A 17,780-nucleotide genomic window follows, 5' to 3' on the forward strand; every position below is an offset into this window, starting at 1 on the left:
GTGAGGTTCCTCATCCGCACAGTATTCAGGTTCATACAGGCACTGCATGAACGAATGCGTGCGCCTCAAATCAGGCTATAAAAAATCAGGTATTTTGATGAGAGGTTGTTTTTTCGCTTTATGAGTACAATTGATCGATTAAATGCAACGAAATACGCAGGATTCTTGTTTTAGGAAGAGCCCAAATGGGTATGATAGGAAGAGTTTTATGGGTAAGAGAATGTCTACCTATTGATAAAGACCACTGTTGGTGCTTGACTTGCTTACATGAGTTCTTGGGGCGAGCCGCCTCCCCTTCCCTGCTTCAGCTTGATTTGATTCTGGTTTCTCGGGTAATCGCCATTGCGTGGAATGCAGCACCCCTTCCTCTGAGAGCGTTAAAACTCCGCCGAAAAAGAACCTCCGTCGCACGTCAATCGCGACGGAGGTTTCAGACTAAGACTACGGGTTTCGAAAACGCAACCCTACTCGGCGTAGCGCAGGGCCTTCTCGAGCTTCTGGCTGATCACCTTCGTCACGCCGTCGGACTGCATGGAGACGCCGAACAGGACGTCGGCCATCTCCATAGTGCGGCGCTGGTGGGTGATCATGATGAGCTGGGTGGTGCCGCGCAGCTTGTCGACGTAGGCCACCAGGCGGCGCAGGTTCGTGTCGTCGAGCGCGGCCTCCACCTCGTCGAGGATGTAGAACGGCGTGGAGCGCGTGCGGTAGACCGCGAACAGCAGGGCGAGCGCCGTCAGGGACTTCTCGCCGCCCGACATGAGCATCATCTTGGTGATGCGCTTGCCCGCGGGCTGCGCGTTCACCTCGACGCCAGTGTTCTCCAGGTCATCGGGGTCCACGAGCGCCAGATTGGCCGCGCCCCCGGGGAACAAGGTGGCGAAGATCTCCTGGAAGTAGCCGTTGACCTCGTTGAACGTACGCACGAAGTCGTCTTTCATGCGCGCGTCGATGACCCGGTTGATCTTGGCGAGCGACTTGCGCGCCGCGTCGAGGTCGGCCAGCTGCCCGGCCAGGTAGTCGTAGCGGCTCTTGAGCTCGTCGTACTCGGCGGCAGCGTCGGGGTTGATGGTGCCGAGGTTGGCGATGCGGCGGTTGAGGCGGAAGGCCTCCTCCTCGAGCGCGGCGCGGTCCTCGGGCTCGGGCGTGGCGAGCGCCACGTCGAGCGGCGTCTTGCAGTCGGACACGATGACGTTGACCGCCGCCTCCACCTGCAGCTCGAGCCGGCCCTTCTCCACGCGGGCCGCGGAGAGCCGCTCGTTCACCGCGTCGTAGGCGTCGTGCGCCGCGCGCGTGGCGCCGCGCGCCTCGGTCACGCGGGCGTGCAGGCCCGCGGAGGAGTCCTGCGCAGCCACGGCGCGGTCCTCCAGGTCGCGCGTCCAGCGGCGCGCCGAGGTGGCCAGCTCCTCGATGATCGCCAGCAGGGGCTCGAGGCGGGCGGCTGACACGTTCTTCACCACGAGCAGCTCCGCCGACTCGGCAGCCTGGGCCCCGAGCTGCTCCAGGTCGCGCAGGCGGGCGTCGCGCAGGCGGGCCGTGTAGGCGTCGCGCTCGGCGAGCTTGGCGGCCTCGAGCTTAGCCTCCGCGAGCGCGTCGGCATTGTGGTGGGCCTCGCGGCGCAGCGGGGCGAGGGCCGCCTGGGCCTCCTCCTGCTTGCGCTTCGCCTCGTCGAGCTGGGAGCGCAAGTCGCCGATCTGCTGCTCGAAGGACTCGACGTTCGGGCGGGCGCTCGAGATGATCGCCTCGGCCTCCGCGCGCTGGCGCTGCACACCCTCAAGCTCGCGCCGCACGGCGGCGAGCTTCTCGGTGGCGCGCTCGGCCACCGAGCGGGCCGCCTCGGCGCCGCCGCGCAGCGCGGCGAGCTGCTGGCTGAGCTCGAGGCTCGACGCCTGCGCCTGGCGCAGCGACTCCTCGGCCGCCGCCGCCTCGGCGCGGGCCTTCTCTGTAGCGACCTGGGCCTTCTCAAGCCCGGCTTTCAGCTCCTCCAAGCGGCGGACGCGCGCGAGCACGCCGTCGGCGCCCTCGACCACCGAGCGGCCCAGGGTCACCTTGCCCGAGGGCCACACCACCTCCCCGCGAAGCGACGCGAAGCGCAGGTCGAGCGCGTCGGCGGCGTGCGCCGAAAGCGCGTCGTCGAGCGAATCGCACACCACCACGTCGCCGAGCAGCGCGCGAACCGCGCGGGCCGCGGAGGCGGGGTACTCCAGGCTGTCGATGAGCGGAGCGCCGAGCGCGGAAGACGGGTGCGCGGCCGCGCGGGCAGCTGCGGCTGCGCCGTCCGCACCTGCAGCGCCGTCCGCACCCAACGCGCCGGCGCCATCCGGGCCGCTGTCGGCGCACATGAGCAGCGACACCTCTCCCGCCTCGCCCGCCTCGGACAGCGCGCGGGCCACGCGGGACGCGCACGCGGCGTCCTCCACGAGCAGCGCGGACACGTCCGCGCCCAGAAGCGCCTCCACAAGCGCCTCGTGCCCGCCCGTCGCGCGCACCACGTGCGCGAACGGCTCGAGCGCGCCGGCAAGCTCGCCGCGGTGCTCCATGAGCCACGCGCGCGCCGGGCCGTCGGCCGCCACGCTCGCGCGCTCGACCTCCTCGAGCGCCTGGATCTGCGCCGCGAGCGCCCGCTCGGCGTCGCGCGCCTCGTCGAGCGTCGCGCGCGTGGCCTCGCGCGCCTGGTAGCACGCGCCCACGAGCTTGCGCGCCGCCGACTCCTGGTCGTCGACCGAGGCGAGCGCAGCCTCGGCGGCGGCGGCCTCGGCGGCGGCGGCCTCGGCGTCGGCCTGCGCGCGGGCGAGCTGCAGGTCGAGCTCGGCGGCATGGCTCTCGATCACCTTCACGTGCGCCAGCCCGTTGGTGAGCGCCTCCTGCGTCTCGGCGTGCTTGCGCCGCGCGATGTCGAGCTGCGTCTCCAGGTTGCGCCCGTCGCGCCCGAGCGCCGACGCCTCGCGCTCGAGGCTCCCACGGCGCACGCCCAGATCGCGCGAGGCGGCCTCGAGCGCCTCCACGCGCGCGTCGGCCGCCTCGCGGCTCGCGCGCACCTCGGCAAGCGTGCTCTCGGCGGCGGCCAGCTCGGCAGCGGCCACGGCGCGCTTGGCACGCGCCGCCTCCAGCGCCAACTCGATCTCGCCGGCGCGCGTGACCGCCGCGCGACGCCGCTCGTGCATCACGAGCGCGGCGGAGTCGAAGCGCTCGACGGCCGCAGCCGCGGCGCGGTGCTGCCGCGACAGCTCGCCGGCGTCCACGCTCTCGCGGCGGATCTGCTCCTGGAGCGCCTCGAGGGCGGCCTCGGCCTCCTCGATGGCCGCGCGCTTCTGCTCGATCTCGGCCGCGAGCTGCGATTCCGCCTCCTGCGACGCGTCCCAGCTGCGCTGCAGGCGCCTCAGGTCGTCGACGGCCAGCTGCAGCTTCACCTCGGAGAGCGCGCCCGCCAGCTCGGCGTAGGTGCGCGCCTTCTTCGCCTTGCGCTCGAGCGGCCCGAGCTGGCGGCCCACCTCGGCCACCACGTCGCGCGCACGGGTGAGGTGCTGGTCCATGGCGGCCAGCTTCCGCTCGCTCTTCGCCTTGCGCTGCTTGTGCTTGAGGACGCCGGCGGCCTCCTCGATGAGCGCGCGGCGGTCCTCGGGCTTGCTCTGCAGGATGGAGTCGAGCGAGCCCTGGGAGATGATGGAGTGCGTGCCCGTGCCCAGCCCCGAGTCGTGCAGGATGTCGAGCACGTCCATGCGGCGCGCCACCGTGCCGTTGATCAGGTACTCGCTCTCACCCGAGCGGTACATGCGGCGCGTGATGGCCACCTCGTCGAAGTCAACTGGCAGCGTGCCGTCGGAGTTGTCGAGCACGAGGTCCACCTCGGCGAGCCCCGTGGCCTTGCGCGCCGAGGAGCCGGCGAAGATCACGTCCTCCATGGCCTGGCCGCGCAGGTGCTTGGCGTTGCGCTCGCCGAGCACCCACAGCACCGCATCGGAGATGTTCGACTTCCCCGAGCCGTTCGGGCCCACGATGGCCGTGATGCCCGGCTCGAGCGTGAGCGCGCTGCGGTCGGCGAAGGACTTGAAGCCCTTGAGAACCAGTGACTTGAGATACATCGGTGCCGCTTACTCCTGATATGCCTGGCTGGCGCCTTGCGCGTCGTGCTCCTCAAGCGCCGCGCGCTTCTCCTCGGCGCGCGCCGCGGCCTTGTCGGCCTTCGCCTGCATGGCCGCCGCCTCGCGCTCGGCCTTCTCGGCGGCCTTGCTGGCCTTCGCGCGCTTGGCCGCCGCCTCCTTCTCGGCGCGCTCCTTGCCCGTCATGCCGATGCCGAAGAACTCGGACAGGCGCGCGAGCGTGGACTTCGCCGCCTGGCTCTCGGCCTCCTTCTTCGTGCGGCCGGTGCCGCGCGCGAGCCCCTTCTCGCCGGCGTAGACCTGCGCCACGAAGGTGCGGTCATGCGGCGGGCCCTGCGTCTCCACCAGCTTGTAGGTGGGCGTGATGCCATCCTCTTGGAGCTTCTCCTGGAGTGCGCTCTTCGGATTCTCGGGCTCGCTCGCCATGTCGAGCGTCATGCGCGGGATGAGCGTGCGGCGCACGAACTCCTCGGCCGCGCTGATGCCGCCGTCGAGGTAGAGCGCGGCCACCACGGCCTCGTACACGTTCTCGAGCGCCGAGTGCAGCCCGCGCCGGCCCGTGCCCGTCTCCGACGAGCCGAACACGATGACGTCGGTGAACCCCAGCTTCTCGGCCACGTCCGACAGACTCGCGCCCGACACGAGCGCCACCTTGATGCGCGTGAGGCCGCCCTCGTCGAGCTCGTGGAAGCGGTGGAAGGCCGTCGAGGCCACGATGGCGCCCAGGATGGAGTCGCCCAGGAACTCGAGGCGCTCGTAGGAGTACTTGACCGCCTTGCCCTCGGTGGCCGAGGGGTGCGTGATGGCGGAGAGGATGAGCTGCTCCTGCTCGAAGTGGTACCCCAGGATCTCCTCGGCGCGCGCGAGCTTGCGCTCCTGCTCAGGCGAGAGGCTCATCGCGCATCACCGGCGACGACGCCCGCGATGACCTCGCTCACGCGCGAGCGCACGGTGGTCGCGCTCGCGAGGATGCCGTTCGTGACGGCCAGCTCGTTCGAGGAGCCGTGGCCCACGATGCAGGCGCCCTTCACGCCGAGCAGCGGCGCGCCGCCGTAGGTGTCGGGGCTCACCTTCGCCTTGAGCGCGGAGAGGTCGCCCTTGAGCAGCACCGCCCCGAGCTTCGACTTCGTCGAGGACAGAAAGGCGTCCTTCAAGTAGCTGAACAGGGTCTTCGCCGTGCCCTCGAGCGTCTTCAGGCACACGTTGCCGGTGAAGCCGTCGCACACCACCACGTCGAAGTCGCCTGCGAGCAGGTTGCCGCCCTCGCAGTTGCCCGCGAACTCGGGCACGTCGCGCCGCAGGGCCTCGAAGGTGGCCTGCGCGAACTCGGAGCCCTTCGTCTCCTCGGCGCCGATGTTGAGCAGGCCCACCCGCGGGTTCTCGACGCCCATGATCGCGCGCGCGTACGCCGCTCCCATCTGCGCGAACTGCACGAGGTACTCGGGCTTGCAGTCGGCGTTGGCCCCCACGTCGACGAGCAGCGTGGGACTTTGGTACGAGGGGATGACCTGGCCGAGCGCCGGGCGCTTCACGCCGCGGATGCGCCCCATCACGAGCGTCGCCGCCGCGAGGCAGGCGCCCGTGGAACCCGCCGAGAAGAACCCGTCGGCCGCGCCCTCCTTCACCAGGCGGCAGCCCACCACGATGGAGGAGTCCTTCTTCTTGCGGACCGCGCCCGCGGGGTGCTCGCCCATCTCGATGACCTCGGTGGTCGCCTGCGCCCGGCAGCGCTCATGCGCCGCCGCGAAGGGCTCCACCACGTCTGCGGGCCCGCACACGATGACGTGCAGGTCAGGGTCGGCCTCGAGCGCGGCGTGCGTGCCGCGCAGCACGACCTCCGGGCCGTTGTCGCCGCCCATGGCGTCAACGACGATGGTTACTGGTTCAGCCACATGTACTCCTTACAGCATGTCAAGCGTTAGGCATGGGCCCATGCGTCCGACCGCCCGAAATCGGCGCGCAGACGCATGGGCGCATGGGTTTTCGCATTTAGGATACCCGACCGCGCGCACGCACCTCGCAAGAAGCGCGCGACGTGGCAAAAACGCAGAAGAATTCCGCGCGGGCGCTGCCCCCGCGCACACCCAAAAAGCCTCCTGGCAGGCCAAGCCGCGAAGCTTGACGTGCGAGGAGGCTTTATGCCATCGGGGGGCGCGCCGCCCGCCCGACGTTCTCGCGAGAAGAGCGCTACTCGGTCTCGATGACCTCGCGGTTCTTGTAGTAACCGCAGTTACCGCACACGCGATGCGGAAGCTTCACTTCGCCGCACTGGGGGCAAACGGAGCGAGCGGGAGCGGTGATCTTGTCGTTGGTGCTACGACGAGCATGGGTGCGAGCGCGACCCATCTTACGCTTAGGTACTGCCATGATCTAACTCCTTCTATTACACGAGCGACGCCTCAAAGCTCGTAACTCGTTTCAGTAAACGCACGAAACGGTATTTTACCAAACGGATTCCCCCCTCGCAAGGGCAAACCGCGTCTTTTTCCACCCTATCTTGCCCTTCCGCGCGCAGGCGCGGGGTGCGCAACGTCAACTGCTGATGAAGTCCTCGTTGAGGGTGACGTTGAGGCCACGCGCGAGGGCGCGCAGGTCTTCGTCGGTCAGGTCGTAGGCGAACGTGGCGCCCTCACCCGTCATCATGCGCGCGGTGTTGTGGATCTCGGCCGCCTTCACGATGGCGTGCATGCGCCCGAACGCGTCGTCGAAGGTGGCACCCGTGCTCAGAAGGCCGTGGTGCGCCCAGATGACCGCCGCGTGGCGACGCGCCTGCTCGGCCGAGGAGCGCGCGAGCTCCAAGCTGCCAGGCACCTTAAGCCCCACGCACCCGACGCCCTCGGGGAACACCATCACGCACTCGGTCATGGCGCGCCAGAGCGCTCGCGTGAGGACGCGCGCGTCAGGCGGCAGCACCTTCGCGAGCGCGATCACCGGCACCGGGTGCGCATGGTAGAGCACGCGCGGCTCGTCGGCACGCCCGCCGGACGCAACGTCCGCGCCGCGCTCCCCTACGGCAGCTACGCCCGCACCCGCATCACCCGCGCCAGCCGCAGCCACGGCCATGCCGTCCGCGTTCGCAGCCGGCGTCCCGCGCTTCCCCGCGCCATGCGCCTGCAGGCGCGCCGCGTGGATGAGCAGGTGCCCCGCGAACTCGCTCGTGGGTCGCCCGCCGCCCGAGAAGCCGCAGAGCGCGCGCCACGCGCCGCCCGCGCCGTCAACCTCCACAATGCCGAGCGCGCGCGAGGGGTCGTCAGCCACGTTGCGCATGAACGAGCCCGTGGCCGTCACCAGGAAGAGCGCGCCGGCCAGCTCGGGCACTTCCACGCCGAGCGGCGCCCAAGCCCCCGGCTCACCGACAAGCAGCGTGCGCACGCGCTCCGCCTCGCCCGCCGTCAGGCGATATGATGCGTTGCCTCCGTTGCGCTCGTGCCAGCCCTGATCCCAGCCGTCGCCGCACATCCGCATCATCCCGCGGACGAACGGCAGCGCCTCGAACGCCGCCCGCGTCGCATCATCCATGTCCGTTCCCCTTTCCGTGTCCTCAAGCCGCCTTCATCGCGCGCCACTGCCGTCAGTACGTCAGTCCGAACGCCCAAAGCGGGACCACGTTGCCGAACCCGTACTCGACGTCATCCTTGACGACGATGCCGCGCTCCGCCCCCTTCAGCTGGCCAGCGCCCTTGTTCCTACCCCCTACCTCGAAGGTGACGCCGTCGATGGCGAAGTCAGCGAGAGCGGATGCGACAACCCTGTGCCGCACGCGCATCTGGTTGAAGAAGAACGTCTCCCTCACCGTGCCGACATCCACGTTTTCCCCGCCCAGATTGTACAGAATGTTCGTATTGTCGAGGTAGACCTTCTCCGTCTTCCCCAAGGCGCCCAAGCCGCCGGCGCCCGTCGCAAGCCGGGCGATCATGCCGGCCTTCTCCATGAAGATGAGATAGTCCTCGATGTTGTTGCGGCTTGCCTGGATCTTGCCTGCGAGGCTCGTCATGTTCGGCTTGAACGGCACAAGCGTGCTCACAACCGCCATGAGCTGCTTGAGCTTGCGCCCCGTTGCCGTGTTCATCTCCGCAAACTGAGGAATGTCGACCTCGAGCGTGCGCGCGATGACCTGCCCGAGCTCGATAGCGAAGTCGGGGTCGGCGCCGAACGGATAGTACCCGCTTCGCAGGTACTCGGAGAAGTAGGGCAGCGGGTGCTTGACGCCCGGGATGCGCGCCTTATGCTCGAGCACCTCGTCAAGCGTGAACGCGTCGAAGGCGATCCCATGGCGCATCCCCAGAAACTCGCGAAACGACAAGCCCTGCATGAGGTAGCGCGGCGCACGGCGGCTGAGGTCCGCCTCCCCCTTCTCTATGTCGAGGATCGATGACCCCGTGAAGCACACGTGCAAGTCGGGAAAGGCGTCGTAGACGGCCTTCAGCTCACGCGACCAGCTCGGATACTTGTGCACCTCGTCGATGAGCAGATGCGAGCCGCCCTGCTTGACGAACGCCTCGGCCGTGTCGTAGAGGGTGTGGCTGGCGAAGTACATGCTGTCAGCCGTGAAGTAGAGGATGCGTGACGCGTCGACCAGCTCCTTGGCGCGCTGGAGCAGCATGGTCGTCTTGCCCACGCCGCGAGGCCCGACGATGCCGAGCATTCTGCCATCCCAATTGACCTGGGGATACATATAGCGGTAGAACGAAGTGGGCACCTCGTCGAGCAAGCGGTGCATATGTTCGTAGAGACGGTCCATGGGAGCTCCTTTTGCTCAAACGCACTCATATGGTGCGATTATAGAGAAAAATCGCACTATATGAGTGCGATTTCATGGGAAATACGCACTGTGAGAGTGCGACACTGTAGGCTGGTTGCAAATGCTACCGCACCCCAGGGAGCACGATCCGTCATTCGACCTGCCCGCGATCGAAGGTCAGCAGGCGGCGGTAGCGCTCGTTCGTGCGGGCGAGCTCGCCTGGCGCGCCGTCGATGGCGAACGCCCCGTCCTCCAGCAGCACCACGCGGTCGCACGCGCCCACGCCTTGCAGGTGATGCGTGATCATGACCACGGTGCGACCCTCAAGCTGCTCGAACATCACGTCGATGAGCGCGCGCTCGGTGGCGGGGTCGAGGCCGGCGAACGGCTCGTCAAGCACCACCACGGGCACGTGCGACAGAAGCACGCGCGCGAGCGCGATGCGGTGCCGCTCGCCGCCCGAGAAGCGCTGGCCCGCCTCGTCGACCATGGTGTCGAGGCCCTGCGGCAGGCGCTTGAGCAGGGACGCGAGTCCCACGTCAGCCATGACGCGCTCGAGCTCCTCGTCGGTGGCGTCCGCGCGGCCGATGAGCAGGTTCTCGCGCAGCGTCTGGTGGAACAGGTTCGGCTTCTGCTGGATGATGCCCACGAGGCGCACCATCTCGTCGCCCCACGCGCCCGCCTCGCGCCCCGCAACCGTGACGGAGCCCTCACGCGGCGCAAGCTCGCCGCGCAGAAGCGTCGCGAGCGTCGACTTGCCCGCACCCGAGCGCCCGAGCACGGCGAGCCTGCTCCCCTGCGGGATGCGCAGGCTCACGTCGCGGATGAGCGGCGACGCGGCATCGTAGGCGAAGGTGACGCGATCGAAGACGATGTCAGCCGCGGGAGGGGCAGCGGCAGGAGCGCCCGCAGGCACGACGGCGGGAGCGGGCGCAGCGGCAGGAGCGGACGTGGCGCCGCCAGCGCTGACGGCGGGTTCGCCGTCGAACGCGACAGCAGACCCGGAATCATCGACAGCGCTACCACCAGCCGCAGGCACCCGCCGTCCACCAGCGCCCGCAGGCGCAACCTGCTCGCGCGGCGCGTCGGGGTCGGGGTAGCCGTTGAGGCGCTCGACGGCCGCGCCGTGCTCCACGAAGCCCTCGGCGGCGGCAGGCGCCGGCGCGAACGCCTCGATGAGCGGGAAGAAGCACAGCGCGAAGGCGGCGATCCAGTTGGCCGCGTACGCCGGGGCGTTCTCGAAGCCGACGCCCGCCAGCGCGCCCACGAAGCCGCCAGCCGCAGCTCCCCCGTCCGCGCTCGCGTCGAACGCGCCCGCCGCCCACACGAGCACGCCCACGACGCAGAGCCCGAAGAGCACCTGCGCCGCCACGTCGCGCACGCGCACGAATCGCCTGGCCGCGCGCTCGGCCTCGCGCAGCTTCCCTTCGAGCTTTTCGCAATGCGCGAGGTAGTCGTCGCTGCGGCCCGAGAACACCCAGTCGGCCACGCCGAGCACGTTGTCGGTCAGCTCATCGTAGAGGCGGGCGCGCAGGCTCTGCGCGCGGGTGCGCCGCGCGCCGTTCACGCACACCGACGCAAGCGGCAGCACGACGACGACCACGCCGAGCATCACCGCGAGCAGCCCGGCCACCGGCAGCGAGAACGCCCCCGTCGCCACGACGACGACCACGTACATGAGCCACGCCGCGGCCAGCGGGAACACCGATCGCAGGTACAGGTTCTGGATGTGCCCGATGTCCTCGGACAGCACGCCGAGCACCTCGCCGAGCCGTCGCTTGCGCGCGAGCGGCGAAGCGGCGCGCTCGAGGGAGTCGTAGAGGCGGCGGCGCAGCTCGCTGGTCATCCGCAGCGCCCAGTCGTGGCTCACCAGGCGCTCGAAGTACTGCAGGATGGGCTTGCCGATGCCGAAGATGCGCACGAACAGCGACGGCACGTGCAGCGCGAGCACCGTGAGCGGCAGCGCCGCCGCGAGCGAGATCATGTAGCCCGAGGTGAACATCAGCGCGCCCGCGAACACGAACGCCGCCACGCCGAGCGCGAGGGCGAGGGCGAGCACCCCCGCGTAGCGCGCGAAGAAGGGCCGCACCCAGGTGTCGGTCTTCCACGTCTGCGCGAGGCGCGAGAGCCCCGTGACGTTTCCGCTGCTCATAGCGCACCTCCCAGCTTCTCGAGCACGCCTGCGGCACGCGCGTCGCTCGTCGTCCCCTGCCACGCCACGCGCCCGCCCTCCATCACGAGCACGTAGTCTGCGTCGGCCACCCAATGGAGGCGATGCGTCGCGACGAAGGCGAGGCGCCCCTCCATGAGCGCGAGCATGTGCTGCTTGAGCTCGAGCTCGGTCTCGATGTCAAGGTGAGCCGTGGGCTCGTCGAGCAAGAGGACGTCCCGCTCGCGGGCGAGGAACGCCCGCGCGAGCGCGATGCGCTGGGCCTGCCCGCCCGAGAGCTCGCGCGCGCCCGCGCCGATGGGCTCGTCGACGCCGCGCTCGAGCGCATCGACCACGCCGTCGAGGCCCACGAACGCAAGCGCCTCGCGCACCTGCACGTCAGTCGCGTCGGGGCGGTAGAACGCCACGTTGTCGCGCACGCTCGCGTGGAACACGTAGGGGTCCTGCGGGATGTAGGCCACGCGGCGCTGCCAGGCCGGCGTGCGCAGCGTGGGCGTCAACGCGCCAGCGGCGCGCATGGTGCCGCACGTCGGGTCGGCAAAGCCCCCGATCAGGCTGAGCAGCGTCGACTTCCCCGACCCGCTCGCGCCGACGACGGCCACCTTGCACGGAGCGGCGAAGGAGAACGACACGTCGGAGAGCGCCCCTTCGAAGTCAGGGTAGGAGAACCCCACACCCGAGAACACGAGCGAGGGCGCGGCCGCGGCGGGAGATTGCGCGGGAGCCTCGAAGGACGGAGCGGCCTCGGGGGCGGCAGGGGCCTGCACAGCGACCTCGAAGGACGGAGCGGCCTCGGGAGACGCGCCTTCCGCAAGCCCCTCCCCTTCCGCGATCAGCTCGCCGAGCGCCGCAAGCGCCGTCTTGCCGTCGAGCGTGGCGTGGTAGTCAGCCGCGAACTCGCGGATGGGCTTGAAGTACTCGGGTACCAGGATGAGCACCGCAAGCGCCGGGAAGAACGCCAGGTCGCCGTCGACCAGGCGAAACCCCAGCATGATGGCCACCGCCGCGAGCGCGAGCGTGGCGAACGCGTCGAGCACCGCGCTCGAGAGCGTCGCGATGCGCAGCGTCTTCATGGTGACCTCGCGGAAGCGCTCGGACACCGCGAAGATGCGCGCGGAGTGGGCGCGCGCGAGCCCGAACGCCTTGAGCGTGTCGATGCCGCGCACCGAGTCGACGAAGTGGCTCGACATGACCTGGAACTGTGCGTGGCGCCGCGCCGCCTCGTCGCTGGCCGTGTGCCCGATCATCACCATGTACAGGATGATGAAGGGGAAGCACACCAGCGCTATCAGGCCCGACACCCAGTCGAGCGGGAAGATGGCCAAAAGCAGCACGAGCGGGATAATGACCACCGCGCTCATCTTCGGGATGATGAGCGCCACGTACGTCTCCACGCTGTCGACGCCCTCGACCACGTCGGCCACCACCGCACCCGACCCGCGGGCGGCGGTGAGGCGCGGCCCTGCGGCGAACACCGCCCTGAGCGCGCGTTCGCGCAGCTCATGCGCGCGGGCGTAGGCGTAGCGGTCGAGGTAGGCGTCTTGGGCGGCCAGGATGACCTGGCGCCCCACGAAGCACGCGAGGAAGGCGGCCAGCCACGGGGCCTCGGCGGCAAGCGAGCTTCCCGCCCACACGCCCACGATGAAACTCGCGAGCGCCCAAGCCTGCCCCACCACGGCGAGCGCGCGGGCCAGCGTGAGCGCGCCCGTGAGCGCATATGCGCCGCGCGCGCCGGGAAGCGCGAGCAAAGCCCGGTCAAACATGCGCCCTCCTCTCCGGTTGGGGAACTTCGCGGCCTTGCAACCTGGATCTGAATCCGGACCCAGCCCAGGCCCAACCTGCTGACCGCAGCCTTCAGCCTGCAGCCGCGCGGCCCCAGCTCGCCAGCAAACCCCGGTTCGCCAGCCCAGCTCCCAGCGACAGCCGCAACGCCAGCCCAGCCCCCAATCCCAACTCGCCAGCGCCAATCCTCGCCAACTATTAAATGCTACTCATACTATAGCATTTCTCCGGAGGACGTGCGCTGGGCGATGCGCGTGGTTGTCAGAACATGGAAGCCCTGCGGGGCCGCGCCCGCCGCGACGGTGGCCTCGACGCAGGCCGCAAGCAGCACGTCGGGGCGCAGCGAACCCGTCGGCTTGGCCTCGAGCGTGAAGCGCACGCGCGCGCCGTCAAGCTCGACATCCCCCGCCAGGAAGTCGGCCGTGCGCAGGACCTTCTCCTTCTTCTTGCGCACCACGCGCACCTCGTCGGGCACCTCGAGGCGCTCAGGCGCGCAGGAGAGCACCGCCTCGTAGGTGCTCAGGGGAAACGCCACCGACGCCGCGGGGGCGGCGTGCTCCACGTAGGCGCACGAGAGCGGCATCATGTCGTCCGCGCTCGCAGCTTGGAGCGCGGCGAGGGCGCGCTCGGGCGGCACGTAGGAAGTGAGGAGCAGGTCGAAGAACTCGTGCGAGCCACCCACGCCGACGGGCAGCGCCGCGCCGAACGCGATGCGCATGTGCGGCGAGAACCCTTGGCTCACCGCGAACGGCAGCTGCGCACGCCGCACCGCGCGCTCGAGCGCGTGCGCCACCTCCAGGTGCGAGAGCATCGCCAGACGCCCCGCCTTGCGAAAGACCACCCGCAACCGAAACAACCTCGGATCAGCCATGAAGCCCTGCTCCCCTCTCCCGCCGCGCGCTTGGCGCCGCACTTTCCCCACGCCGCGCGCATCCCGCGGCGACCCTTAACTCACGTGCATGCCATGATACCAAGAGTCGCCGCGTCAGTCAGGGAAGGCGCGTGAGGATCAGGGTAAGTCTTTGGGGATTGACGCGAAGAGAGAGGAACTGCCTCGCGCACTTTCAGATTGCTCCCCTGTTTCTTGGCCTTCGAGCAATCCCTTTTGAGCTTTGCCGTGAGCCGAAGCCCAGCGGCCGCTACTCCGACAGCTCGCGCTCGGCCAGATCCAGGGCCGCGGCGATGCAGGGAGCCATGTCGTAGTACCGGTAGGCGCCCAGACGGCCCGCGAAGACGACGCCCTCCTCGGCCTGGCCGAGCTCCCAGTACCGCTCGAACAGGGCGTTGTTCTTCTCGTCGTTGATCGGGTAGTACGGCTCGTCGCCCGGCTTCCACGCGCTCGAGTACTCGCGGCTGATGACGGTGTCGGGCAGCATCTCGCCCGCCTCGTCCCTGCCGAACTCGAACCACTTGTGCTCGATGATGCGGGTGAAGGGTTCGTCGTGGCTGGTGTAGTTGACCACGGCGTTGCCCTGCCAGTTCTCCACGCCCTCCAAGAGCTCGGTCTCGAAGCGCACCGTGCGCCACTCCAGCTCGCCCAGCCTGAAGCCGAAGTACTCGTCGATGGGCCCGGTGTAGACGACGCGGCCGGCCGCCCCGGGGTTGGCAGCGGCGAAGTCCCGGTACTCGACGCCGGTGAGCACCTCGACGCCGTCGAGCATGGCGGCGACCATCTTGGTGTAGCCGCCCACGGGGATGCCCTGCCAGCGGTCGTTGAAGTAGTTGTTGTCGTACACGTAGCGCACGGGCAGGCGCTTGATGATGGAGGGCGGGAGCTCGGCGCAGGAGCAGCCCCACTGCTTCTCGGTGTACTCCTTGACGAGCTTCTCGAAGATGTCGCGGCCGACGAGCGACAGCGCCTGCTCCTCGAGGTTTCTGGGCTCGCCCTCGATGGCGGCCTCGGCCCTCTGCCGCTCGATGACGGCGCGCGCCTCGGCCGGCGTGCGGACGCCCCACATCTGTGCGAAGGTGTTCATGTTGAAGGGAAGGTTGTACATGCGGCCGTGGTAGTCGGCCACCGGGCAGTTGACGTAGCTGTTGAACTCGGCGAAGCGGTTGACGTAGTCCCAGACCCCGCGATCGGAGGTGTGGAAGATGTGCGCGCCGTACCGATGCACGTTGATGCCGCGCACGCTCTCCGTGTAGCAGTTGCCGGCGATGTGGTCGCGCCTGTCGATGACCAGGCACTTCCTGCCCGCCGCCCTGGCGCGCTCGGCGAACACGGCGCCCGTCAGGCCAGCGCCGACGACGAGGTAATCATACTGGGTCATTTTCAATCTCCGTTTCTGCCATAGAGGAACGAACTGCCGTCAAGCACTCAAGATAATGTATCTGCCCCATCATATCAATCGCTGCTCCTCAAATATCCCGGCAAGATCAGCCCAACTCGGAACCTCTCCTCTGTTAGGCACGATCTCGATAGCACAAGCCGTCATCACCCTCGTGCCGCTATTGTCAGGCGTTGCGGTGCCGACCACATGGATTCTTCGCATGCACAGATCCCTGATCTTAGAGTCGGCAAATCTATCGTCAAACTTAACTTTTACGCCCCGTTTTCTCTCCGCTGTCGCGGCGACTCAAGATGGGCAGAAGCAAGAGGACACGATGCGGCCGTTCCCGAAGGACTTCGACCGGAGGCTTGCGACTCTGTCCCGACGCGGGCACGAGGGCACCGAGGGGCTCAGACGTCTTACGGAAGTGCGGGCTTACGTGACAGACAACGGCCTCATGGCAAGGCGTGACCATTGCGACCCAGCCGAGCCCATGTCCACCCGATGGCGCAGCAACCAGGGTGACACACAGCGCCAACGCGCCCAGGAAGCGCAGCGCATGCGCTACCGGGAGAGGGGTGAGAGATGATCGTGAAGATAACCTACGACGACAAGCGCCTCGACGTCTTCGACACGTCCACGTTCACATCAGCGCTTCCTCTGGGAAAGCAGAACATGCTCACCAACTTCGAGGTGCGATTCGACGACATGGGATTCGACGGACTCTGGCTCACCGCGCACAGCTATCAGGCGGACGAGACCTTTAAGAAGGATACCGCCGAAAACGACGTTCCCGTTGCCAGGCGCACCAAAGACTGGCGCTTCTTGCTGGCGTCGGCCGCAGAGCTTGAGCATGTCGAGCTCGTCGTGGTCGATGGCGAGGCAATCGTGAAGCGCGTGCTCGGAGAGCTCATCGACCTCCAGAGCTTCGACGAGAAGGCCTATGAGTGCATCGGTTCGCCATCGAAGGGCTTACACGAGCGGATCTGTGAGCTGTACGCGTATCTGCAAAAGCTCACCGAAGAGGCCGAGCCTTGCGTCCCCGGAGTGCCGAGGAGCGTTGTATCGAAGCTCGTGGCGGTAAAGCTTGCGAGCGAAGCGGAAGAAGGCAGTGCTGAAAAGAAATGGGGTGATCTCGATGAGGTTGGTTGGTAGCTTTGCTCACTGGCTCATCAAGGCAGTGTTTCGGTTCATGTAGGGGATGAACAGGTTCCGGTTTACGACATCAAGGAGGTCGCGATCTGCGACGTGCGCGGCGCGGATGTCACTGGTAACACATCAAGTCATGGCACAAGGCACACATGCTTGCCGGAGAAGGCTCTGGGCATCACAGCGAGGTCAAACAGAGCGTCACGAGCTACAGCACCGTGAGCCATGCGGCAGAAGACCATTGGGAGACCAAGGTGGTCGGCGGGCATTGGGAATAGATTCGGGGAACCCGCCAAATTGTCGATCATTCGGTAATCGTTGTGTTTGAGTTTGCGGTCATAGAAGAGTACCAAAGTTTGAGGTGCCGAATTGTCACCTCAAACGACACTGAGTACAGGCACGACTGAAAAAAAACTGGAGCGAGACCGCTTTCGCGACCCCGCCCCTACAAAACCCGAAGGTTTTAACATGTAGGTTCATTATGACGGCATGGGAACCCAGATGTCAACGAGCTTGAAGAGGAAGTCGAAGAACGACACAACCGTGCTGTTCTTGCTGAGCTGGGGAAGCGCAGCCTCGTAGTTTTTACGCAGGGCGTTCAGGCGCTCGGCATTCTTGCGCATGGCTGGCTCGCGCCTGCAGAGCGCGTTTAGGGAGTATAAGGCTGCGGCCATTTGGGCTATCCGCAGGTTCGATAGCTTCGAGCGGCGGCTCTTTGTTCTGGGAAGGCCATGTCTGTTGAGTGATTCGATTATGAGTGAGTTCGTTGAGTAGCTCGCCGCCTCAGCTGCTTGCGTGAAGCCGTTTGCTATGCAGTGATTATGTGCAGTAGCGTTCCTGAGCGCCTTGACGCTTTTCAGAACGTAGTGCTCTTGTAGCATCACGTCGTCTTCCCAGCGGGCGGCGCAGAACAGGTAGAAGTCCACGAAGGTACCGAAGTCGATAACCTCCTGAAGCACCCAGACAGGCATGTCTTCGATGTGATGCGCTATGAGCTCGCCCGTATAGATGTCATGGCGCTCGCCTGTACGGCTTCTGGCGTGCATCGCACCCTGGATGGCGTTGCGCCCGGCATGGTTCAGACTGGCATAGAAATCGGCAACGATGCCGTAGCCGTCCTCGCCATGGTTTTCGACGCCTGCCAATACTTTCATCTTGGCGAAATGCTCCACATCCACCGTCACGGCGAGGAAGGCGTCGCGCAGTTGCCTGTCGAGCGACGAGAGCACGGCCAAGTGACCGAAGTCGAGGTTGATATAGCTCCTAGCTTCGGGGCCCTCCGTCTTCCGCTCGTAGAGCTTGCAGTACGACGTTATGCGAAGGTAGTTGTTGCCGTTGGCGAGAAGGTCAGCTGCCTCCTCTTCGCTGAGCAAATCGAATGTGATGCCCTTTGCCTTTAAGCGGGTGATTTGCTGGTCTACGGTTAACAGCGGCTTCCTATGCCGTAATTCGGTGGCTTCTAGGCTCTCTCTAAAATGTTGGGGGATTTTCCTGTTTGAGGCCATTCTTGCCGCCTCCCCCGCGCTTCTTCGCTGATTTGAAGAATCCTCTCGACCTCCGAACAAAGT

Annotated in this window: 12 protein-coding genes; 1 reads left to right on the plus strand and 11 read right to left on the minus strand. The window is 67.2% G+C overall.

Going from position 1 to position 17,780, the window contains the following annotated elements:
• Positions 1–464: 464 nt before the first annotated feature.
• The 10 genes from smc to glf form a co-directional block, all read right to left on the minus strand.
• Complete coding sequence (smc, locus tag G7Y50_RS02665; RefSeq protein ID WP_165047911.1) at positions 465–4,082, minus strand: chromosome segregation protein SMC; 3,618 nt, start codon at positions 4,080–4,082, stop codon at positions 465–467.
• 9 nt (positions 4,083–4,091) lie between these two features.
• Entirely contained in the window at positions 4,092–4,997 is a 906-nt protein-coding gene (rnc, locus tag G7Y50_RS02670; protein WP_165047889.1) for a ribonuclease III, read from the minus strand.
• On the minus strand, positions 4,994–5,992 hold the full coding sequence (gene plsX, locus G7Y50_RS02675) for a phosphate acyltransferase PlsX (protein WP_165047865.1): 999 nt from the start codon (positions 5,990–5,992) through the stop codon (positions 4,994–4,996). The genes rnc and plsX overlap by 4 nt, the downstream gene beginning before the upstream one ends.
• A gap of 295 nt (positions 5,993–6,287) precedes the next feature.
• The gene (gene rpmF / locus G7Y50_RS02680) at positions 6,288–6,467 is read right to left on the minus strand and encodes a 50S ribosomal protein L32 (RefSeq protein ID WP_165047839.1); all 180 of its coding nucleotides are present in this window, start codon (positions 6,465–6,467) and stop codon (positions 6,288–6,290) included.
• Positions 6,468–6,632: 165 nt separating this feature from the next.
• Positions 6,633–7,619, minus strand: a complete 987-nt coding sequence (locus G7Y50_RS02685; RefSeq protein WP_165047830.1) for a class II aldolase/adducin family protein — start codon at positions 7,617–7,619, stop codon at positions 6,633–6,635.
• A 52-nt stretch (positions 7,620–7,671) separates the two neighbouring features.
• On the minus strand, positions 7,672–8,841 hold the full coding sequence (locus G7Y50_RS02690; protein WP_165047823.1) for an ATP-binding protein: 1,170 nt from the start codon (positions 8,839–8,841) through the stop codon (positions 7,672–7,674).
• A gap of 151 nt (positions 8,842–8,992) precedes the next feature.
• Positions 8,993–10,993 carry a thiol reductant ABC exporter subunit CydC gene (gene cydC, locus G7Y50_RS11990; protein ID WP_241156403.1) on the minus strand — a complete coding sequence of 667 codons (2,001 nt, stop codon included), beginning with the start codon at positions 10,991–10,993 and terminating at the stop codon, positions 8,993–8,995.
• Positions 10,990–12,774 (minus strand): thiol reductant ABC exporter subunit CydD, encoded by a 1,785-nt coding sequence (cydD, locus tag G7Y50_RS02700; protein WP_165047813.1) that lies wholly within the window; start codon positions 12,772–12,774, stop codon positions 10,990–10,992. Before cydD ends, cydC begins: the two co-directional genes overlap by 4 nt.
• 233 nt (positions 12,775–13,007) lie before the next feature.
• On the minus strand, positions 13,008–13,664 hold the full coding sequence (locus G7Y50_RS02705; protein WP_165047788.1) for a TIGR03936 family radical SAM-associated protein: 657 nt from the start codon (positions 13,662–13,664) through the stop codon (positions 13,008–13,010).
• Positions 13,665–13,932: 268 nt separating this feature from the next.
• Positions 13,933–15,063 carry a UDP-galactopyranose mutase gene (glf, locus tag G7Y50_RS02710; RefSeq protein WP_165047783.1) on the minus strand — a complete coding sequence of 377 codons (1,131 nt, stop codon included), beginning with the start codon at positions 15,061–15,063 and terminating at the stop codon, positions 13,933–13,935.
• A 585-nt stretch (positions 15,064–15,648) separates the two neighbouring features.
• Here glf and G7Y50_RS02715 point away from each other — a divergent pair.
• A complete protein-coding gene (locus G7Y50_RS02715; protein WP_165047757.1) occupies positions 15,649–16,218 on the plus strand; it encodes a hypothetical protein in 570 nt (189 codons plus the stop codon).
• Between the two features lie 473 nt (positions 16,219–16,691).
• On the opposite strand, the gene G7Y50_RS02720 is transcribed toward G7Y50_RS02715, so the two are convergent.
• The coding region (locus G7Y50_RS02720; protein ID WP_206214740.1) for an Abi family protein at positions 16,692–17,780 on the minus strand (1,089 nt) is incomplete at its 5' end.

The organism is Adlercreutzia sp. ZJ176, from assembly GCF_011038975.1.
Taxonomy (GTDB): domain Bacteria; phylum Actinomycetota; class Coriobacteriia; order Coriobacteriales; family Eggerthellaceae; genus CAAEEV01.